The sequence below is a fragment of the Tissierella sp. MB52-C2 genome (assembly GCF_030931715.1).
GTDB lineage: Bacteria > Bacillota > Clostridia > Tissierellales > Tissierellaceae > Tissierella.
The window spans coordinates 2,433,246-2,453,855 of record NZ_CP133261.1; the positions used below are offsets into that span (position 1 = coordinate 2,433,246).

The window sequence follows — 20,610 nt, forward strand, 5'->3', positions numbered from 1 at the left end:
TATTATTCACTCTAAATAAACCATAGAACTTTAATCATCTGAGGAAATTATAATATATTGACTCATTAGTCCCAGAATTAGAAAAGATAATTCTATCTTCTAATATGTTTTTATCATAAATATAGATTGCTACTTTAAATTTAGTAGACTTCATCTATAGTGGAAAATCATTATATATGTTGCTCTTTCCATAGCTTTTCATATCTAACTGCATTATCTTTTATGGACTTAATATCATCTTCTGTCAATTCTCTTTTGACCTTTCCAGGAGCACCTAATACTAAAGAATTAGGTGGTATTACTGCTCCTTCTGTAATTAACGCCCCTGCTCCTATAATACAATTATCTCCTATAATCGCATTATTAAGAATTATAGCACCCATTCCTATCAAACAATTGTTACCTATGGTACATCCATGGACAACTGCATTATGTCCTACAGTAGTGTAATCCCCTATTTTTAAAGGTTCATTAGAATCTACATGTAAACTAGAGTTATCTTGAACATTACTATATTTTCCAATTACAATAGTATTCATATCTCCACGTGCCACTGCCCCATACCATATACTAGTACCTTCACCTATAGTTACATCTCCTAGAACATCGGCAGTTTCAGCAATAAATGCTTCTTCATGGATTTTAGGGCTTTTATTTTTTAAACTCTTTATCATAATATCTCTCCTTATATATTGTCATTTAATATTTATTACCCTAATTATATCATAAAGATTCGGTAAATTTTCATCCTTAACTTCTATAGATTTCCCTGTAAATCTATTTCACTAGCCACTTTTCTCATGGCAAGTATTGTTTCTTTAATTACTTCATCTCTTTCCATTCCTAACATTTCTATGCCCTTCTCTATAATAGATCTATCTACCCCAGCTGCGAAAGCCTTATCCTTCCACTTTTTCTTCACTGATTTTGGCTCTAGATCAAGAATAGATCTACTTGGACGAAGAAGAGCTACTGCTGTTATAAGTCCTGTTAATTCATCAATAGCATATAGTACCTTCTCCATTTTTTCTACAGGTTCTATATCTACACATATTTCGTAACCATGACTGGCAATTGCTCTTATATAATTCTCTGGATATGATTCTTCCCTAAGAATTTCTTGAACCTTTATACAATGTTCATTAGGATACATCTCATAATCTAAATCATGCATAAGACCTATTATTGACCATTTGTCTACATCTTCCTCATTGAAAAGTTCTGCAAAATGTTTCATTGTCGCCTCAACTGAAAGTGCATGACGTAAAAGACTATCTGATTTATTATATTTTTTAAATAACTCTAAAGCCTCTTCTCTAGTTGGTTTTTTATTTGCCATATGTTTACCCTCTTTCTTTATCACTTTAGTATATATAATAAAGTAGTAAACCTAGAGTGTCAAGGTCTTATATCTAGGATTAATGGAATATTAATACATAAAAAGGATCATAAGTTTATATATAAACTTATGATCCTTTTTCATATTAATCTTGTCTAAATTAAAGATTTTATTTCATTATTTAATATATTCATTACTTACTAAGATATCTTTTATTACTTCTGTTGGTATGGTAAATTCCTGAGTTCCCATATATCCAGGGGCAATTTCATATTTATCAAATGAAATTATTAATTTACCTTCATGGTCTATATAGAAACTTTGTTCCTTTGATATATCTTTAAACTCTGATTCACTGTCCATAGCAAAATCATCAATCCAGTAAACTTTATTCTCGTCTGCCTTCATTTGTGCTCTCATTTGTTCCTTTATATTTTCGCTTATGGCTTCTGTATAGCTTTCATTCTTAAATAAACTTGGTAATGTAATTAATATTTGATTTTTCTTATCAATAGTATCATACTTAATTTTTTGATCTGAAGATCCTGCAGTACTTACAATATAACGTCCTATGGACAATATATTATCATTATCAGTTTTTACATCATAGTCCGTACTAATACTTATATTTCCACTATTTTTTGACTGAAGTTCTTCCATTTCTGATATAAAAGCTTCATATAGTTCTTTATTTTCTTTGATATATTTTTCGTTTAGGCTATTTTGTAATTCATCGCTTTCTAAACCTTCTATTTTGGGAACCTTAATATTAGCATCAAATTTATCTTTATCTATTTTATACTCCCTAAATGTCAACACTTTGACTATGCCACCAAATATTGGTATTTCAGATAAATTCTCTGCAAGGGCTGGGCTAGTGTTGACTCCGGCTGTTATTAATAATGCAGCCGCAGCTACTGATGCTGCTGTGGTTTTTAATATTCTATATTTATTATCTTTTTTCATATTATTTTTTCTCCCCTCTTTAATTGACCTTTTAACTACAAATTCTAGTTCATCTGGAATTGATATATTCATATATTCTTTTTTTGATTCTTCGAGCTTATTATTCATACTACTCCTCCTGGTCTTCATCATTTATTTTTATTCGTAATTTTTCAAGTCCCTTATATAATCGAGTTTTAACTGTATTTAAATTTAGATTTAAAATCTCAGCAATTTCTCCTATTTTTAAGTCTTCAAAATATCTTAGGATTATAATAATACGATAATCTTCAGGTAACTCTTTAATTGCAGTACTCAGATCAATATCTTCATACATATCTTCTTCGCCTAAATCAAATCCAGATAAAGTCTCATCATCTACTACAACTAATCTCTTTCTTTTACGTAAAAAATCTAGTGAAGTATTTACCAGAATTCTATAATACCAAGTCTTTATGTAATCAATATTTTTTAGGGAATCTTTAAATAAAAAAGCCTTATATATAGACTCTTGTATAATATCTAAAGCATCCTCAACATTCCTTACATAAGTATAGACCAATCTATAGTGACTTTCTTTATTTTTAATTACATAGTTTGCAATTTGTTCATCTATACTATCTTCAGCCATCCCGGGAAATTCTCCTTTCTCTTGTCATAAGCTTAAGCCTTACACTATATAGACGTATAAGGCTTTAAAAAAGTTTTATAAATTTAAGTTTTTTTGAAATTATTCAATCAAAAAGGGGCTGTTTCATAACTGATAAATCAGTTATGAAACGCCTCTTTTTCTATATCAAAGTTGACAACTAAGTTATATCAGTCCCTATAAATATTAAATATACTCTCTCTAAATTAATTTAGGGTACAGGAAATAAAGCTTAGATTTTTCTAAACCTCATTTTACTTATGGCGTTTTTTCTATTTCTAAATCACTTCTTTATATCGGATAAAACCTAATTTGTCTGCCTTTATTTTACTACTTAGTTTTCTTATATTTATTGCGACACTTAGTAACTTTATTTCTGAAATAACTTTTTCCATACCTCTATGTTTAAATCTTAAATATTGCATTCCTGATTTTATATATGAAAATACTCCTTCTGACTGAATTGAACGATTAAGTCTTTCTGTAATTCCTTCTTCTGTCATTATATTTTTTCTGATTCTTTTCTTAATTCTTCAAATCCTTCAGAAACATATATGCGTTTCAATCCAGTTTTGTTTTTCATATTGATGCAATCACTAGAATATATACAATTTAGACAGTCATTGCATAGATAAACCTTAGACTCACTTTTAAATCCATATTTATTTTTTCTATATATTCTCTTTTCGAATTTAAGCTTTTTATTATTATGACAAATATAGTAATCTTCTACTTTATAGTAAATCATATTCTCTTTTCTTGATATGTCATTTCTATATTTTCTTGTCTTTTTACTTCATAATTTAAGGGTTTTATGAAAGGTTTTATTTTCTTTTTCTTAGATAAAGATAATTTTCCTCACTTTCATAGCCTGAGTCTGCTACAACTCTATTTATTTTTGTATCATATTTTTTAGAAGTTTATCCATAAAAGGAACTAAGGTTCTCACATCTGTAGGATTACTAAATCCCTCTATATCTACAATATACCCGCCATTCGTTGCACATTGAATATTGTAAGCAGGTTTTAACTGACCATTTTTCATATGGTCATCTTTTAATCTCATGAAAGTTGCATCTTTATCTGTTTTTGAATAGCTGTTTCTTTCATCAAGTATATTCAAATGTTTTTCATATATATTTAGCTTATCAAGCCACTCTTCCAACATTTCATATTTCTTTTGTTCTTCTAATTTTCGCTTCCCTTTACCATAAGCAAATACTATATTTCTTGATTTGCAAATATTTCTTATGTTATTGAATTCAAGTAGAACAAGCTTTTTACAATCCTCACTAGATAAATTTTCATTAATTCTGAAATATTCTAGTATTTTCTGTATTAGTTTCTCTTGATATTTAAGTATAGATTTTTTCCATACAAATGTGTATCTATTGGCATTTGCTTCTATTTTCGTTCCGTCTATGTATACACTTTTTAAATCCATTTCTCCTTGTTCTACTAGTAAGTTTACTAGTTGATGTAATATTTCATCCATGAAAGGATATATCTTATTCCTAAATCTATTGATGGTTACATGATCAGGGGATTTTCCATTATCTAAAAGCCATCTGAATCGAATATCATATTTACAGGCATCTTCAATATCTCTAGCTGAATATTTTCTATTTATGTATGCAAAAACTAGAATTTTCAACATGGTTTTTGATTCTACAGCTGGTTTTCTACCTTTATTAGAGTAGGCACTATCTAAAAACTTTAAATTCATCTCCTCAATAATATTGTGCACCAGGAAAACCTCATCATCCATATCAAAATTATTAGTCAAATCAAAACTAAAAGTTAGTTGCATTTTTTTGATTTTTGCTCTATGATTAACTTTAGTATGTATATTCATCGCAGATAAAGCATACTAGAAAAGAGTTCAAAGAGCAACCGCTCTCTGAACTCTTTTTTTATTAAGGACTATTTATTTTGAAACAGCCCCTTTTTACTATTACTTATACATAGCGATATTGCTTGATTTGTTTTTAATTATTTACCTTTTTCTGTTAGATAATTTTCTATATTATATTCCTCATACTTTTCTCCATACCAATCTTGATATACTTGTGGTAATTTTTCTTCTAATAGAATATCTTTTATTTCTTCTTTGCTTCCTTCTAAAGTTGCCTCTTTTGCTTCTTTTTTATCTTCTAATTTTATTATATGGTAACCAAATTTGCTTTTAACTGGTTTGCTTATCTCCCCTACTTTTAAGGCAAATACTGAATCTTCAAATTCTTTTACCATTTGCCCCTTACCAAAATATCCCAGTTCTCCACCTTGTTCTTTTGTTCCCTCATCTATGGAGTATTCCTTTGCAAGTTTAGCAAAGTCTTCACCAGCAGAAATCTTTTCTTCAACTTCCTTTGCTTCTTCTTCTTTTTCCACTAATATATGACTAGCTTTTACTTGTTCCTCTTGATTAAGGGTTTCCTTATTTTCTTTAAAGTAATTGTTTATTTCTTCATCTGTTATTGTAACTTTAGATTCTACAAGTTTTTTAATTTGCATATTCATAATTATATCATTTTTTATATCTTCAATATTAAAACCATATTCACCCATAGCTTGGTTAAATGATTCCTCACTACCATAATATTCTTTTACTTTATTAACTTCGGCTTCTACTTCTGCATCATCAATTTTAACATTTTCTTTTTCAATTTCTGACTTAATTATCTTTTCACTTATTAAGTATTCCACAGCTTGTGCTCCATATTGCTCCACCATTACATCGTATAATTCATCTTTTGTTATAGCTTGACCATTTACTTTAGCAACTATTTCTTTGTCCCCACTAGTACAACCTGTTACACCTAAAACCAATGCCATAATAATTGTAAGTATTATATACTTATTACCTTTACTTCTTAATTTGTTCATATTTTTCCCCTTTCGCTTTTAATTAATAAAAGCAAAAATTTAAATATCCCATAATTCTTGATATATTAATAATTGCTTTTTATTAATTATAACATAGAATTATGGGATTATTATGGTAAAATATAAAATTTACTCTTGAATACCTAATTGTACTTCCCCAATCATTTTCTTACTGTTCTTCCCTTGGTTCACTTTCATTATTGGACATATCTAACGCTGTCACTCTATAAATATAATTTTTAGATAAATCTGCTGATTTATCTGTAAAAACAAATGTATTATTGTTCTCTCTATTCACCTTTTCTACAACTAAACTCTCCAACTCATTTCCATTTTTCCCTACTTCACTACGATATACTAAGTAAGAGATTGAATCATTACTTGGTTCATCTTCCCAAATTAGCATATTTCCATAACTAGTTTTAACCTTCTCTAAAGATAAAGGACTCTCTACTTTCTTTTCAGCAACTGCTATTTTAGAAGGTAAGTTAGCTTTACTAGTAAAGTGCTCTGTCTTAAGTATGTTTATAAACTGGTTATTTACCACTGGATTATTACTATTTTCAATTAAAGACTTATATCTAAAAAATATACTTCCTTTTACCTCTTCACATAAACTATTGAATTTAAGTTGATTTGAAATTTCGTAGGGATTCATCCAGCTTAAATTTTTATTATTTGGATCTGCTTGTCTATAATTGGCATGTCCAATGTATAAATTAACATCTGTATCTCTTACAACATCTGACCACCAATTAACTAACTCTCCATATGGTGCTGCTTTTTCATCAAAGCTCCAATATATTTGTGGCGCTATATAATCTATCCAATTATTTTTTACCCATTTTCTCGTATCTGCAAATTGGTCATCATAAGAAGCTCTAGAAGTTCTTGGTGTTAAAGAGCCTACTCCTTCTTTAGATCCTTCAGGATGAATTTCCTTATGTCCCCATATTCCAAAGGGACTAATTCCCAACTGCACATTTTTATTATTATTCTTATTATAAGAGCCGATGGAGTTGTGAAGATTTTCTATTAATGTATCTACATTATTTCTTCTCCAATCGTCTCTACTACTAAATCCACTGCCATACTTTTTAAATGTAGTCTCCTCTTCTTTAGAATACCATCCATCCCCTGATTTAAAAGGATAGAAATAATCATCAAAATGTACTGCATCTATATCGTAATTTTCTACTACTTCCATTATACTATTGGTAATATATTTAATTACCTCTGGCTCTCCTGGGTTTAGCTGAAGTTTACCACCAAATTCATAAGTATATTGAGGGTTTTGTCTTGCCCAGTTATTCGGTGCTAAATCTGATAATGTTTCACTTCCTACTGTCACTCTATATGGATTAAACCAAGCATGGAACTCCATTCCTCTTTTATGAGTTTCCTCTACCATCCACTCTAAAGGGTCCCAGCCAGGATCTAAGCCTTGTTTGCCTGTTAAAAACTCTGACCATGGGTTCATTTCAGATTTATAAAATGCATCTAATTTAGGCCTTACTTGAAATATAACTGAATTCATATTTAATCCTTCTAGATTATTTAAAAGCTGTCTAAATTCTGCCTTATAAGCTTCCTCATTTAATCCATTCTTTGAGAAATCCAGGTTATATACAGTAGATACCCACACTCCTCTAAACTCTTCTGTTTTTTCTTGTGCATATATAGGTATTTCTATGGGCTTATTATTTATAAGGATGATTTCATTAGTATTATACTTAGTTACAAACTGCATACCTGTACTGGCAGTTTTGGCTTCAATTGATATACTATTTAAACTAATAGTTAAAACAGTAGCACCTATTGCCACAAGTTTAGATATATTTCTCTTCATCTCCAATCCTCTCCAATCTAGTAAAATTATGTTACTTTACTAAATTATATTATAATTGGACAAGGATTACAAATTACGATTATGTGACATTTGCCCAAAAAAATACCCCCTAAAAAATTTGAGGCCACTGAAAAAGTACTAGTAAAATAGAATTAAAGGCATAACAAATACAATAATAGTTGTAGGAGTTATGCTTTTTTTGTTGTAGAATATATATATAAATACATTCTAATTGATGAAGGTGATTCTAATGCTAAAAAAACAAATGGAAATGATTTTAAGTACATATAGTGAAATATACAATTTGATTATTCCAAAAGATAATATCCTTAGAAAGATAAATGAAATGATTGATTTTTCATTTGTTTATGATGAATTAATCACAAAATATTCTCCTGATAATGGAAGAGGTGCAATTGATCCTTTAAGAATGTTCAAATACCTTCTTCTAAAAGTAATTTATGATTTATCAGATATAGATGTCGTAGAACGTTCAAGATATGATATGTCATTTAAGTATTTCCTTAATATGGCACCAGAAGAAGACGTTATTAATCCAAGTTCTTTAACAAAGTTTAGAAAACAAAGATTAAAAGATATTAATTTACTCGATTTACTCATTGGAAAAACTGTAGAAATAGCATTAGAAGAAGGTATAATAAAAAGCAATTCAATCATTGTGGACTCCACTCATACTAAAGCAAGATATAACCAAAAATCGCAAAGAGAAATCCTTCTTGAATACTCTAAGAAATTAAGAAAATCAGTCTATGAAATAGATGACTCAATAAAAAAAGAATTTCCTCCAAAAGTAAATAGCGGTATTCTAGAAGATGAAATACAATATTGTAAAAAACTAATATCTGTTGTTGAAAACAATGAAATAATATCGCAATACCCTAAAGTAAAAGAGAAAATGAATTTATTAAAAGAATTAATTGAAGATGATTTAGAAATGCTAGAATATGCTAATGACAAGGATGCAAAAGTAGGTCATAAAACTGCAGACACTTCTTTTTGGATATAAAACTCATTTAGCATTGACAGGAGAAAGAATAATAACTGCAGCCACCATAACATCTGGAGAAAAGCATGATGGTAAACAATTAAAAGATTTAGTAGAAAAATCACGTAAAAATGGTATTGAAGTAAATGAAGTAATAGGAGATACCGCATACTCAGAAAAAGATAATATAAAGTATGCCAAGGAAGAAAAATTTAGATTAATTTCAAAGCTAAATCCTACAGTAGCCCACGGCAATAGAAAAATGAGGACAAGTTTGAATATAATAAAGATGCTGGAATGTATGTCTGTAAAGCAGGGCATATGGCAATAAGGAAAGCACGCCAAGGTAAAAAAGGGGGAGCAAGAAATCAAGTCAATACATATTATTTTGACATAGAAAAGTGTAAATGTTGTTCGCATAAAGATGGATGCTATAAAGAAGGTGCAAAAACAAAATCATATTCTGTATCTATAAAATCTGTAACTCATCAAGAGCAAATGAATTTTCAAGAAACAGAGTATTTTAAAGAGAGAGTAAAAGAACGGTATAAAATAGAGGCTAAAAATAGCGAATTAAAGCATAGACATGGATATGATATAGCATCATCTTCATGTCTAATTGGCATGGAATTGCAAGGAGCACTCACAATATTTGCAGTAAATTTAAAAAGAATAATTGCATTAATAAAGTAAGTTAAATTTAATATCATAAGCTTTTATTAAAGAAAAACGAACTAGTGATAAAAAATATCCCTAGTTCGTTTTAATTTCATTATCTAGATTAAAAATCGAGAAAAGCAACTAATGTTTTTCAGTGGCCTCAAAAAATTTAGGGAGTATTTTTTATTTCTTAGCTCTTATGATTTCTACATCATATCCGTCTGGATCTGTTACAAAATAATATCTTGGCTTCTCTCCTGGAAGTCCCATTAGTTCTGTCACTTCATATCCCATTTCCTTATGTCTTTCACGAGATCCTTCTAAATCCTCTACACTAAATGCCATATGGCTAAATCCATCTCCTATTGTATAAGGTTTTTCTGGATTATAATTATATGTTAATTCTACTTCATGATTACCTGTTTCATCAGCTAAAAAAACTAATGTAAATTCATCTTCTGGAAAATCACTTCTTCTAGTTTCCACTAGTCCTAAAGCTTCTTTATAAAACTTTAAAGATTTTTCTAAATCCATTACCCTAATGCAGGTATGTAACATCTTATAATTCATTAAAATCCACTCCTTTTTTTATTAATTACTCCATTCAATTATGATTATACCCAATTGAAGTAGGATTTTGTAACTTTTTTATAATAATATATTTTTTCTTTCTTGGGCATAATAACTTAAAACCATTAGGAGGGATTCTGGTATGTCTATTATGGAATTAGATACTCGAGGTCATGAGCAAAGTCATATAAATAATATGGTTATAAATAGTTTTGATTCACTTCCTGTAGGTGAAAAGATGATATTAGTAAATGATACTGATCCTTCTCATGTATTCGATCATCTAGAAGAAAAAAGATATGGTAAATTTGAATGGGACTATGTGGAAGAAGGTCCTGATATATGGAAGGTATCTTTAGCTAAAAAATATCTTAACTATATATAATACAAAAAGCAGATGGCAAAAGTCATCTGCTTTTTGTATTACAGAAGTTTTTATATGATTTATGTTGTTATAGATAAAGTTAATAGTATATAATGTATTTATATATATTAATAATAGAAGGGAATTTTATATGTTTAGAGTAATTGATTATGAAGATATAGATAAAAATAGAATAGATGAAAATTATATAATAATAGATTTGCGAAGTCCTAGTGAATATGAGTCTGCAACCATACCAAGAGCTATTAATATACCTATCTTTAGCAATAAGGAGAGAGAACTAATAGGTACAGTTTATAAAAACGAAAGTATTGATAAAGCAAAGAAAATTGGTGTAAAAGTTGTGTCTGAAAAATTACCTAGTATTTATGAAGAAGTATCTAAACTGGATAAAGAGTATAACAATCTTGTACTTTTCTGTTCTAGAGGCGGATATAGAAGTAGTTCTCTAGTTGCATTATTTAAATCCATTGGAATAAATGCCATTAAGCTTGATAATGGATATAAAGGATATAGAAAATATATAAATGACAATTTACCAAGTATAGTTAAAGATATACATTTTGTCGTCCTATACGGCAATACTGGAACAGGTAAAACAGATATATTAAAAGAATTAGAATATCAGGGCATGGACGTCTTAGATTTAGAGGGATGTGCTAATCACAGAGGTTCGCTCCTTGGTAGTGTAGGTCTTGGTAAACAAAATAGTCAAAAAATGTTTGAATCTTTAGTATATGATGCTTTAAGTAAAAGAAAGACAAACCTTGTGTTTGTAGAAGGTGAAAGTAGAAGAATAGGTAGAGATATGATACCTATTTATATATATGAGGCTATGAATGATGGCATAGGTATAAAAATTCAAGCTACCATGGAAAATAGGATACATAATCTTTCAAAAGATTATGTCCATGATACAGATAATGAACTTATATCGTCTTTAAATAATTTAAGAAAATACTTAGGCGATAATAATATCGACAAATATATAGAACTAATAGAAAACCATGGATATAAAGAAGTAATTGAGGAACTTATGATTAAATACTATGACCCTATGTATGAACATAAAAATAGGAATTATGAAAAAGTTTTTAATAGTAATAATGCTGAAGAAACAGCTAAGGAAATAATTAAATGGTCAGAAAATATAAAAAGCTCTAAGTAATTATACTTAGGGCTTTTCAAATTCTTATGAAGCAAATTTTGCTAAATCTTCATCTATATCTAATGTTTTATATATAGCTTTTGCTACTCCATAGATTAATATAATAAATATATTAAATGCTAAAAATGCAGTTAAACTGTAAGCAATTGGTGACATGAATTTTTCAAAGAATGCCTTAGCGATAGGGGTTTCAACTAAATAGCAGTAGTTTGATTTAGTTACTATATTGAATATATATATAAATGAATGATAAATATTTGTAAAATGTAATATTGACCTTAAACTCTTTCTATCCATCCTATACTCTTCAACTACTAATATATATATTGTAGACCATAGTAAACCTATATGTCCTATAAAAAAGGATATATTGGTATAGTGGGGAAATGAAAATGGGTCTAGATCAGTAGGCAATAACAATGCCAATATTGCCCCTGCTACTCCCCAATAACATCCTACATTTTTAAATATCTTTTTATCTGTTCCTAAGGCAAAGATTGTAAATATAATAGCTACTCTACAATTATAGAAGGGTAAACTTTCTTGTATAGTAAAATACCCTGAAAAGCCATACCATAAATATAAACTTACCTGTTGTAAAACCAAGATTATAATCATAATTTTTTTAAATATCTTTCCCATACTTGTAGATTTAAGTCTATCTTTCTTTAATACTATAAATTCAACACCTACAAATGCAATGGCTAATATTAAAAAATGGGTTAAACTCCAAATTGGAAATACAAAATCATCTGGAGTTCCCCTAAAAAAATACTTCATACATAATTCCTCCTACTTGGGAATAAATCCTACTTTCTTATATACTTTTCTAAGGATTTTCATAGCTTGATATTCAGCCTTTTCTGCACCTGCTTTATATATCTTTTCTAGATGATCTTTATTGCTTATTAAATAATCATATTTCTCTTGAATTGGTGAAAGACCTTCTACGACTACTTCTGCTAAATCTTCTTTAAATTTTCCATAGCCTTGCCCTTCATATCTACTAACTATATTTGGTATTTCCTCTTTTGAAAATATACTATATATATCTAGTAAATTTTTAAGTCCAATTTGTTCATCATTATAAGCTACTACTCCTAAGGAATCTGTAACAGCTCTTTTTATTTTTCTTCTAATGGCATCCTTATTGTCTAAAATCAGTATATATGCATTTTCATCTGCATCAGATTTACTCATTTTTGATTCTGGATTTTGAAGGCTCATTATCCTTGATCCAACTTCCTTTATTAGTGGATCTGGAACTTTAAATGTGTCACTATATCTGTTATTAAACCTTGCAGCCAAATCCCTTGCTAATTCTAAATGTTGTTTTTGATCCTCTCCCACTGGAACTAAGTCTGCTCCGTATAAGAGTATATCTGAAGCCATTAGCACTGGGTATGTGAATAGTGCTGCATTTAAGTTCTCTTCAGACTTTCTAGACTTCTCTTTGAATTGAGTCATTCTATTTAACTGTCCCATATAGGAAATACTATTTAATACCCAGGTCAATTCTGTATGTGCAGGCACATGGGATTGAATAAACATAGTACTTTTTTCTGGATCTATTCCTGCTGCCAAGTATAAGGCTAATACTTCTAATGTGTTTTTTCTAAGATCCTTTGGAACCTGAGGTACAGTTATGGCGTGTAAATCAACTATACAATAATAGCAATCATATTCTTCCTGTAATTCTACCCAGTTTTTTATAGCCCCTATATAATTCCCTATGGTCAATGCCCCTGAAGGCTGCACTCCACTAAATACCGTTTTTCTTTCCATATAAATCCCTCCTATCATAATTATTGTCATTTATTGAGTTGTTTGACACAGTGACTACGCAGTTTCGCATCACAAATCTATTCACTCGCTACGCTCATGTAAATTTGGAGCTCATTGCGTTTGACCTACCTACAGTTCACTCACTGCGTTCATTCACTGGGTTAGGTCATTTGCCACAGTCTCGAAACTCAAATTCATTTACTCGCTATGCTCGTATGAATTTGGTTCTCGTTGCGTTTGACCTACTAAAGCTCACTATCGTTCGCTAAGTTAGGTCATAAAAAAAACCTTTCATCTCTTTGTTAAGAGACGAAAGGTTAATTTCCGCGGTACCACTCTTGTTGCTCAAAAGCCAACTCTAATCATATAAGGTTGATTAATCCTATATCTTACTCTATTCAGATATATACTCACAAGTCCATTCATCATAATAGTATCACTGGTTCTCACCTTTTCCAGCTCTCTTTAGACCTTTATCATGATTACTCTTCTTGATCTTTGTATTTCTTATATTATATATATTATACTCTAGAATATTATATTGTAAACTAAAAAGTCAAATATTTTTATACTACATAGATATATCCATAATTTTTACTCTTTTTTCTTATTATTCTTGCTGGAGCTCCTACTGCTGTGGAATATGGTGGGACATCTTCTAATACTACAGAGTTTGCACCTATTTTAGCTCCTTTTCCAATGGTTATTGGTCCAAGTATTTTGGCACCTGCTCCTATGACTACATCGTCCTCTACTGTTGGATGTCTCTTAGAACCCTTTTCTCCACCTATTCCTCCTAAAGTCACACCATGATACATTACTACATTATTTCCGACTTCAGCAGTTTCACCTATTACAACACCCATTCCATGGTCTATAAATACCTTCTCGCCTATGCTGGCTCCAGGGTGAATTTCAATACCAGTTATCCTTCTAGCTCGTTGAGATATTATCCAAGACAATACAAATCTTTTCTTCTTATATAGTCTATGTGCAATTCTATGGTAAAATATTGCCCTTTGACTTGGATAGAAAAACATAGCTGTAAAAAGATTTTTAGCAGCAGGGTCTTTCTCTAATATATTCTTTGCATCTTCTATGAACCATTTAAACATGGTATCACTCCTCTAAAAATAGATCTGTAGATAAATACCTTTCTCCGGAATCTGGAAGAACGGTTAAGACTCTCTTACCTTCACCTAATCTCCTAGCCATTATAACTGCAGCAGCTATATTTGACCCTGATGATATTCCACATAAAATTCCTTCTTCTACGGCTAATCTTCTAGCATATGAATATGCCATCTCTTCATCGATACTTAGTATTTCATCTACTATATTACTATCAAATATATCTGGTATAAAATTTGCACCTATACCTTGTATTTTATGGGGACTTGGATTTCCTCCTGTTAAAACTGGAGATTTACTTGGTTGAACAGCTACTACTAATATATCCTTATTATGTTCCTTCAATCTTTTTCCTGCTCCTGATACAGTACCACCTGTTCCAACTCCTGCAACAAATGCATCAATCTCTCCATTAGTTTCCCTTAATATTTCTACTCCTGTAGTTTCATAATGGGCAATTAAATTGTTTTGATTACCAAACTGATTTGGCATAAAGTAATTGTTTTCCTTAGCTAATTTTATTGCCAAATCTACTGAACCTTTCATGCCATATTTTCCTTCAGTTAATATAATCTTTGCACCATAAGCTGCCATTAATTTTCTTCTTTCGATGCTCATAGTATCTGGCATAGTTAAAATTACCTTATATCCCTTTGCTGCTCCTATCATGGCAAGCCCAACACCTGTATTTCCACTGGTAGGCTCTATAATAGTTCCGCCTTTAGTCAATTTTCCTTCTCTTTCAGCAGCCTCTATCATATATAGAGATGCTCTATCCTTTACACTTCCAGAAGGATTAAAAGATTCAAGCTTTACAAGTATCTCTGCCATTCCTTCCTCTTTAATCTTATTTAGTCTCACTATTGGTGTATTTCCTATGGATTCATTAATACCATTTAATATCATTTTCCTACCTCCTATATATTTTTATAATATAACCTGTTGTCGCCGAATTAATCCATATCACGCAGTCTCGAAACACCAATTTATTTACTCGTTATACTCGTATAAATTGGGTTCTCGTTGCCTTTGACCTACATAACCCATTACCTTCGTTAAATTAAGTTGTTTGACACAGTGACTACGCAGTTTCGCATCACAAATCTATTCACTCGCTACGCTCATGTAGATTTGGAGCTCATTGCGTTTGACCTACATCAACTCACTAGCGTTCATTGTGTTAGGTCATAAAAAAAACCTTTTACCCATGTATAAATAAATATACAGAGGCAAAAGGTACGTTTCGCGGTTCCACTCTGCTTAAGGAATTAATCCTTAGCTCAATTCAAGTACTTCCATACTCTAGTTCTGTAACGGGAACAACCGTATAAGTCTACTAAATGTCTTCGACTCTATGCTCATTGGTGCACTTCAAATATATATTGTATAGATTCCTCTCACCATTGGAATCTTCTCTGGAATACTTTATACAATTTACTTTACCAATTCATAGCATTTCAATATATAATATTATATTCAAGTATAACAAAAAAGTTTACAAAAGAAAAGTAATTTTTATACTTCTATTTTTTGGGTAATATATATTAAGAGGTGATTTCATGGATTTTGTAAATATTTTAGTAGTAGAAGATGAAAAAAACATTTCTGATGTTATAGAAGCTTATTTAATTAAGGAAGAATTTAATGTATTCTCAGCCAGCGATGGTGAAATGGCATTGGAGTTCTTTAATAGTGAAGATATTCATTTAATTATATTAGACCTTATGATTCCTAAAATCTCAGGAGAAGAATTATGTAAAAGAATAAGAACCACATCTGATGTACCAATTATAATGTTAACAGCTAAAACCCATGAAGATGATAGAATTGAAGGCCTATCAATAGGAGCAGATGACTATGTGCTAAAGCCCTTTAGCCCAAGGGAATTAGTTAGTCGAGTTAAAGCACTTCTTAGAAGATCCTATCCTAATTCTAGACCAGTGGCAGAAAAGCTTAGCTTTAATAGTGGAGACTTGGAAATTGAAGTAGATAAAATGATAGTTAGAAAAAATAATGAGGATATTAATCTAACAACTAATGAATTTAAAATATTGTTAACCTTTATATCTCACCAAAATCAAGTACTTTCAAGAGAGCAATTAATAGAATTGTCCTTTGGTCAAGATTATGATGGTTTTGATAGAACTATAGATACTCATATTAAAAATATACGATATAAAATTGAATCTAATTCCAAATCTCCAGAGTATATTCATACAATTTATGGATCTGGGTACAAATTTACAGTTAAAAAACAATAACTATAATTTCTGAAGTTTAACTTCAAAAATTATAGTTATTTAAGTTTACTTTTTTATTTTTTCTTACTTAATTGGCAGCAATCCAATGGTTTATCTCCAAAGGATTCCTTGTTAGCATTTGCTAATCTATCTAACATCTTTTTTAGCCATTTTAACAAGTAGTTCACCTTCCCTATATCCTACCACAGCCTCTTCCAAATCTTCCGTTTCTTCCACTCCTACTCATCATACCACCCATCATCCCCATTCCAAAACCTTCTCTGTCACAAACACCAGGGATAAATCCATTTTCTGAATGGAATTTTTCCATTTGATCTAAATCTTTTTCCCAAATATTTGCTTCTTCTTGTGTAATCTTCCCATTTTTAAGTGCATCTTGAATTTCTTCCCTTTGAGATTTTACTCTTTCCTTAAACCATTCTTCTCTATTTTCTGTGCTATAATTTGTATCTATATTTGAAGGGATTATATTTGGTACATTGGGTGAATCTGCATATCCTATCAAGGAACCAACTCCTATAGATACTGCTAAAGCTCCTACTACTAATAATTTTTTCATAAACCATCTCTCCTTTCATTCTATGAATTTATTATAGCTATAGAATGTGAAGTAAATATGAAGAAATATAATATATTTCTTCATATTTATTATAAGATTAATTGTTATAATATAATTATACTATAGGCTTTATAAAGTTTATATATGAAAATGATCTTTACATTGACAATTACTGGAGGTTAAATATATGAAACTTTCTAAGAAACTTACTTTATTTTTTGTTTTTTCAATTTTATTCTCTATTATAATAATTAGCTTTATATCAAATTCCATGATAAATAATAAGTTTGAAATTTATCTAACTGAAGAACAGCAAAGTAGATTAGATCAAATTAGCAATAAATTAAATGAATTATATAATAAAAACGGGTATGTTTTGCATCAAAGTGAAATCAACTCCTATGCTTCACTAGAAAATGTATATATTGAAATTAGAGATTTAGATGATAATATATTATATACCTCAGCTAATAATAAGGGAATGGGGATGAATAATATGCATATGCAAATGATGAAGAATCATGGTATGTACGAAGGCCAGTATATAGAAAAAAGTTTCCCTTTCATACAAGAAAATGAGGAAATAGGGAAACTAATTATAGGATATATTGATAATTCCTATTTAACAAAGTCTGCTGTTTTATTTAAAAGTACTTTATCTAAATCCTTTTTATTATCAGCTATATTTACTACCCTTCTTGGATTAGTCGTTAGTGTTATATTGTCTAAATCTCTAACTACTCCCTTGATTAACATCAGAAATACAGCAGTTGAAATTCGTAAAGGTAACTTAAATAAAAAATCTAAAATAAATACAAATACTTTAGAGATTGTAGAACTTTCAGATGCTATCAATTATCTAGGGGAAACTTTAGCTGAACAAGATAATATTAGAAAAAAGTATGCCTCTGATATTTCCCATGAACTTAGAACACCTCTATCTACTTTAAAGTCACATTTAGAAGCTATTATTGATGATGTTTGGGAGCCTAGTGAAGAACATTTAACTATTCTTATGACTGAGATAGATAGATTATCTAGTCTTGTTGATAGCCTTAGAGATTCTTTTAAAGCCGAGGAATTAAATCTTATTTTAAATAAAACTAAATTTAATTTATCACAGGAACTTGAAAGTATCGTTACAACTTTTATTCCTTTATATACAAAAGAAAACTTTAATATAAAATCTAATATAGAAGAAAATATTCAAATTAATATGGATAAAGATAAATTTAAGCAAGTTATATATAATCTTCTTTCCAATTCTATCAGGTATCTAAATAAAAATGGGACAGTGAAAGTTTCTCTGAAAAAAGATAAAAATAATGCTATTATAGGTATTATTGATAATGGTATAGGTATCGAAGAAAAACATCTTCCCTTTATATTTAATAGGTTTTATAGGCCAGATATTTCGAGAAATAAAAATACTGGTGGAACAGGTCTTGGTCTATCTATTGTAAAATCAATAGTCGTAGCTCATGATGGTACAATAGATATAAGAAGTCAATATGGAAAAGGAACAGTTATTACAATAACTGTTCCCTTAGGCATCTAATCCAATAATCTTTCTTTATGATTATTAGGTTTTTATCTATTGATTAAATCTTGAGCGTGTTTTTCTGCCATGAATTTTATCTTTTCTACGTCTAAAGTTTTTATCTCTCTCTTTTCCATTATTATCTTACCATCTACTATAACTGTATCCACATCTGATGCTTGAGCTCCGTAGGCTAAGGAAGATATTATATTATGATGTGGATATAGATGGGGCTTATCCGTATCTATAAGGATTAAGTCTGCCTTTTTGCCCACTTCAATTGATCCTATTTCCTTTTCCCAATCTAATGCTTTTGCCCCATTTATAGTTCCCATTCTTAGAGCTTCTATTGCTGGTACCGATACTGCATCTAAATTTACAGCTTTATTTACTATGGCTGCCAGATTAACTTCTTCAAACATATTTAGGTTATTGTTAGATGAGGAACCATCTGTACCTAAAGCTACTGGTATTCCCTTTTTAAGCATTTCAGCTACTGGTGCAAATCCAGATGCTAATTTTAAATTACTTCCTGGATTATTTACAGGGATTACATTTTTTTCTTTCATTATATTGATATCATCACTATCTGCATGGACACAATGGGCAGCTATAGTATGTATATCTAATAATCCTAAGTCATACACATGTCTAATTGGAGATTTACCATGTAAATTAAAACTATCTTCTACTTCCTTTTTAGTTTCCGAAAGATGTATATGGATACCTGTATTTAATTCTTTAGCAAGTTTAAAACTTTCCTTTATAAAATCTGGGCTGCAAGTATAAGGTGAATGAGGTGCCACCATAACTTTAATTCTTCCATTTCCTTTGCCATGATATTCTTTAAATAATTGCCTAGTTTCATCTAACTTAGCCTGGCTTTCCTCGTCTTCAATTAATCCACGGGTAAGTACTCCTCTAATACCTGCTTCCTCTAAACCATCACCTACTTGATTCATAAAGAAATACATATCACAGAAAGCTGTAGTTCCACTCTGAATCATTTCAACCATGCTTAAAAGTGAACCCCAATATACATCCTTAGCTGTAAGTTTCGCTTCTATGGGCCAAATCTTTTTAGTTAGCCAATCATGTAATGGTAAATCATCAGCAAAATTTCTAAGTAATGACATTCCTATATGGGTATGGCTATTTATAAGTCCCGGCATTGCTATTTTATTTTTTCCATCAATTACTCTCTCTACTTCTATATCTTCTCTTATTTCACCTATATGGATTATCTTGTCATTCTGAATATAAATATTTGTATTTTTTATCACTTCATTTTTATCATCCATAGGCACTAGATTAACGTTTTTAATTAACATTTTTTACCTCCTATTTATTCATCTAAATCTATTGTAGTATATCTTTTTATTGCATATATTAAACTAGGTATTAAAACTAATTGAATTATAATACCTGGAATCCCTGTTGTAATCCCACCTATAACAAATGTCACAGGATTTAATTTTACTGCAAAGAAAATAGATAATAAAAATACTGCTAATCCTGCAATTATTCTTCCGCATATCATAGAGATAATCAACGATATAACAGCTGGCATTTTCATTTTTCTGTATAATATAGATGCAATAAGTCCGTAAGTTCCTAGTTCAAATACCATTATTATTGCCATAGGAAATAGTGATGGCATACCACTGATTATAGTATTACACAATGGCATTACCATGCCTAATATTAAAGCTAAATATGGCGGCAATAAAAGTCCTCCTAAAAAAATAGGAATATGCATAGGTAAAAATATATTTCCTGGAATACCAGTTGAGTGAAAAGTATTTACCATAATAATTCCAAGAGCTAATAGTGTACCTCCTATGACTATCTTTTTAGTATGATATATCTCTTGCATT

20 protein-coding genes, 2 pseudogenes and 2 other annotated features are annotated in these 20,610 nt (G+C 30.0%); of the genes and pseudogenes, 5 read left to right on the forward strand and 17 right to left on the reverse strand.

All coding sequences use genetic code 11. The features are described 5' to 3' along the window. Positions 1–170: 170 nt before the first annotated feature. From RBU61_RS12265 to RBU61_RS12305, 8 genes and pseudogenes are all read right to left on the reverse strand, one after another. Positions 171–674: a gamma carbonic anhydrase family protein gene (locus RBU61_RS12265; RefSeq protein WP_308875717.1), complete on the reverse strand. Its 504-nt coding sequence runs from the start codon at positions 672–674 to the stop codon at positions 171–173. Positions 675–757: 83 nt separating this feature from the next. Then, entirely contained in the window at positions 758–1,339 is a 582-nt protein-coding gene (locus tag RBU61_RS12270; RefSeq protein WP_308875718.1) for an HDIG domain-containing metalloprotein, read from the reverse strand. Positions 1,340–1,516: 177 nt separating this feature from the next. Further along, the gene (locus RBU61_RS12275) at positions 1,517–2,413 is read right to left on the reverse strand and encodes a DUF3298 domain-containing protein (RefSeq protein ID WP_308875719.1); all 897 of its coding nucleotides are present in this window, start codon (positions 2,411–2,413) and stop codon (positions 1,517–1,519) included. A 1-nt stretch (position 2,414) separates the two neighbouring features. Then, the gene (locus tag RBU61_RS12280) at positions 2,415–2,915 is read right to left on the reverse strand and encodes a sigma-70 family RNA polymerase sigma factor (protein WP_308875720.1); all 501 of its coding nucleotides are present in this window, start codon (positions 2,913–2,915) and stop codon (positions 2,415–2,417) included. Positions 2,916–3,211: 296 nt separating this feature from the next. After that, positions 3,212–3,681: pseudogene (locus RBU61_RS19595) on the reverse strand (transposase). A gap of 144 nt (positions 3,682–3,825) precedes the next feature. Further along, positions 3,826–4,680: a transposase gene (locus tag RBU61_RS12295; RefSeq protein WP_308875724.1), complete on the reverse strand. Its 855-nt coding sequence runs from the start codon at positions 4,678–4,680 to the stop codon at positions 3,826–3,828. A 245-nt stretch (positions 4,681–4,925) separates the two neighbouring features. Next, a complete protein-coding gene (locus RBU61_RS12300) occupies positions 4,926–5,819 on the reverse strand; it encodes a peptidylprolyl isomerase (protein WP_308875725.1) in 894 nt (297 codons plus the stop codon). Between the two features lie 169 nt (positions 5,820–5,988). After that, positions 5,989–7,668, reverse strand: coding sequence for a family 10 glycosylhydrolase (locus RBU61_RS12305; protein ID WP_308875726.1), 1,680 nt, complete (start codon positions 7,666–7,668; stop codon positions 5,989–5,991). Between the two features lie 250 nt (positions 7,669–7,918). Between RBU61_RS12305 and RBU61_RS12310 the strand changes: the two are divergent. After that, positions 7,919–9,367, forward strand: a pseudogene (locus tag RBU61_RS12310) (IS1182 family transposase). Between the two features lie 150 nt (positions 9,368–9,517). Here the strand turns inward: RBU61_RS12310 and RBU61_RS12315 are convergent. Further along, positions 9,518–9,904, reverse strand: coding sequence for a VOC family protein (locus RBU61_RS12315; protein WP_308875728.1), 387 nt, complete (start codon positions 9,902–9,904; stop codon positions 9,518–9,520). Between the two features lie 142 nt (positions 9,905–10,046). On the opposite strand from RBU61_RS12315, the gene RBU61_RS12320 reads away from it, so the two are divergent. Together RBU61_RS12320 and mnmH are read left to right on the forward strand one after the other, a co-directional pair. Beyond that, a complete protein-coding gene (locus RBU61_RS12320; RefSeq protein ID WP_308875729.1) occupies positions 10,047–10,289 on the forward strand; it encodes a DUF2249 domain-containing protein in 243 nt (80 codons plus the stop codon). Between the two features lie 130 nt (positions 10,290–10,419). Further along, a complete protein-coding gene (gene mnmH / locus RBU61_RS12325) occupies positions 10,420–11,457 on the forward strand; it encodes a tRNA 2-selenouridine(34) synthase MnmH (protein WP_308875731.1) in 1,038 nt (345 codons plus the stop codon). Positions 11,458–11,481: 24 nt separating this feature from the next. Here the strand turns inward: mnmH and RBU61_RS12330 are convergent, their stop codons facing one another. The 4 genes from RBU61_RS12330 to cysK form a co-directional block, all read right to left on the reverse strand. Continuing rightward, positions 11,482–12,237 (reverse strand): TIGR02206 family membrane protein, encoded by a 756-nt coding sequence (locus RBU61_RS12330; protein ID WP_308875733.1) that lies wholly within the window; start codon positions 12,235–12,237, stop codon positions 11,482–11,484. A gap of 12 nt (positions 12,238–12,249) precedes the next feature. After that, a complete protein-coding gene (trpS, locus tag RBU61_RS12335; protein WP_308875734.1) occupies positions 12,250–13,242 on the reverse strand; it encodes a tryptophan--tRNA ligase in 993 nt (330 codons plus the stop codon). Between the two features lie 302 nt (positions 13,243–13,544). Then, positions 13,545–13,750: a binding site (T-box leader), on the reverse strand. Positions 13,751–13,808: 58 nt separating this feature from the next. Further along, entirely contained in the window at positions 13,809–14,357 is a 549-nt protein-coding gene (epsC, locus tag RBU61_RS12340; RefSeq protein ID WP_308875735.1) for a serine O-acetyltransferase EpsC, read from the reverse strand. Positions 14,358–14,361: 4 nt separating this feature from the next. Further along, the gene (gene cysK, locus RBU61_RS12345; RefSeq protein ID WP_308875738.1) at positions 14,362–15,279 is read right to left on the reverse strand and encodes a cysteine synthase A; all 918 of its coding nucleotides are present in this window, start codon (positions 15,277–15,279) and stop codon (positions 14,362–14,364) included. A 316-nt stretch (positions 15,280–15,595) separates the two neighbouring features. Next, positions 15,596–15,833, reverse strand: a binding site (T-box leader). Positions 15,834–15,932: 99 nt separating this feature from the next. On the opposite strand from cysK, the gene RBU61_RS12350 reads away from it, so the two are divergent. Then, complete coding sequence (locus RBU61_RS12350; RefSeq protein ID WP_308875740.1) at positions 15,933–16,634, forward strand: response regulator transcription factor; 702 nt, start codon at positions 15,933–15,935, stop codon at positions 16,632–16,634. A 53-nt stretch (positions 16,635–16,687) separates the two neighbouring features. On the opposite strand, the gene RBU61_RS12355 is transcribed toward RBU61_RS12350, so the two are convergent. Continuing rightward, a complete protein-coding gene (locus tag RBU61_RS12355; RefSeq protein ID WP_308875741.1) occupies positions 16,688–16,792 on the reverse strand; it encodes an LDCC motif putative metal-binding protein in 105 nt (34 codons plus the stop codon). Positions 16,793–16,806: 14 nt separating this feature from the next. Further along, positions 16,807–17,193, reverse strand: coding sequence for a hypothetical protein (locus RBU61_RS12360; protein ID WP_308875743.1), 387 nt, complete (start codon positions 17,191–17,193; stop codon positions 16,807–16,809). Positions 17,194–17,380: 187 nt separating this feature from the next. Between RBU61_RS12360 and RBU61_RS12365 the strand changes: the two genes are divergently transcribed. Then, positions 17,381–18,751 carry an ATP-binding protein gene (locus RBU61_RS12365; protein ID WP_308875744.1) on the forward strand — a complete coding sequence of 457 codons (1,371 nt, stop codon included), beginning with the start codon at positions 17,381–17,383 and terminating at the stop codon, positions 18,749–18,751. Positions 18,752–18,783: 32 nt separating this feature from the next. On the opposite strand, the gene RBU61_RS12370 is transcribed toward RBU61_RS12365, so the two are convergent. Together RBU61_RS12370 and RBU61_RS12375 are read right to left on the reverse strand one after the other, a co-directional pair. After that, positions 18,784–20,064, reverse strand: a complete 1,281-nt coding sequence (locus RBU61_RS12370; RefSeq protein ID WP_308875745.1) for an amidohydrolase — start codon at positions 20,062–20,064, stop codon at positions 18,784–18,786. A gap of 14 nt (positions 20,065–20,078) precedes the next feature. Then, positions 20,079–20,609 (reverse strand): ECF transporter S component, encoded by a 531-nt coding sequence (locus RBU61_RS12375; protein WP_308875746.1) that lies wholly within the window; start codon positions 20,607–20,609, stop codon positions 20,079–20,081. Between the last annotated feature and the right edge of the window lies 1 nt (position 20,610).

Coding starts and splice junctions, on each gene's coding strand:
- RBU61_RS12265 (WP_308875717.1), bottom strand. CDS start 674: ATGATAAAGAGTTTAAAAAATAAAAGCCCTAAAATCCATGAAGAAGCA.
- RBU61_RS12270 (WP_308875718.1), bottom strand. CDS start 1,339: ATGGCAAATAAAAAACCAACTAGAGAAGAGGCTTTAGAGTTATTTAAA.
- RBU61_RS12275 (WP_308875719.1), bottom strand. CDS start 2,413: ATGAATAATAAGCTCGAAGAATCAAAAAAAGAATATATGAATATATCA.
- RBU61_RS12280 (WP_308875720.1), bottom strand. CDS start 2,915: ATGGCTGAAGATAGTATAGATGAACAAATTGCAAACTATGTAATTAAA.
- RBU61_RS12300 (WP_308875725.1), bottom strand. CDS start 5,819: ATGAACAAATTAAGAAGTAAAGGTAATAAGTATATAATACTTACAATT.
- RBU61_RS12305 (WP_308875726.1), bottom strand. CDS start 7,668: ATGAAGAGAAATATATCTAAACTTGTGGCAATAGGTGCTACTGTTTTA.
- RBU61_RS12315 (WP_308875728.1), bottom strand. CDS start 9,904: ATGAATTATAAGATGTTACATACCTGCATTAGGGTAATGGATTTAGAA.
- RBU61_RS12320 (WP_308875729.1), top strand. CDS start 10,047: ATGTCTATTATGGAATTAGATACTCGAGGTCATGAGCAAAGTCATATA.
- mnmH (WP_308875731.1), top strand. CDS start 10,420: ATGTTTAGAGTAATTGATTATGAAGATATAGATAAAAATAGAATAGAT.
- RBU61_RS12330 (WP_308875733.1), bottom strand. CDS start 12,237: ATGAAGTATTTTTTTAGGGGAACTCCAGATGATTTTGTATTTCCAATT.
- trpS (WP_308875734.1), bottom strand. CDS start 13,242: ATGGAAAGAAAAACGGTATTTAGTGGAGTGCAGCCTTCAGGGGCATTG.
- epsC (WP_308875735.1), bottom strand. CDS start 14,357: ATGTTTAAATGGTTCATAGAAGATGCAAAGAATATATTAGAGAAAGAC.
- cysK (WP_308875738.1), bottom strand. CDS start 15,279: ATGATATTAAATGGTATTAATGAATCCATAGGAAATACACCAATAGTG.
- RBU61_RS12350 (WP_308875740.1), top strand. CDS start 15,933: ATGGATTTTGTAAATATTTTAGTAGTAGAAGATGAAAAAAACATTTCT.
- RBU61_RS12360 (WP_308875743.1), bottom strand. CDS start 17,193: ATGAAAAAATTATTAGTAGTAGGAGCTTTAGCAGTATCTATAGGAGTT.
- RBU61_RS12365 (WP_308875744.1), top strand. CDS start 17,381: ATGAAACTTTCTAAGAAACTTACTTTATTTTTTGTTTTTTCAATTTTA.
- RBU61_RS12370 (WP_308875745.1), bottom strand. CDS start 20,064: ATGTTAATTAAAAACGTTAATCTAGTGCCTATGGATGATAAAAATGAA.
- RBU61_RS12375 (WP_308875746.1), bottom strand. CDS start 20,609: ATGCAAGAGATATATCATACTAAAAAGATAGTCATAGGAGGTACACTA.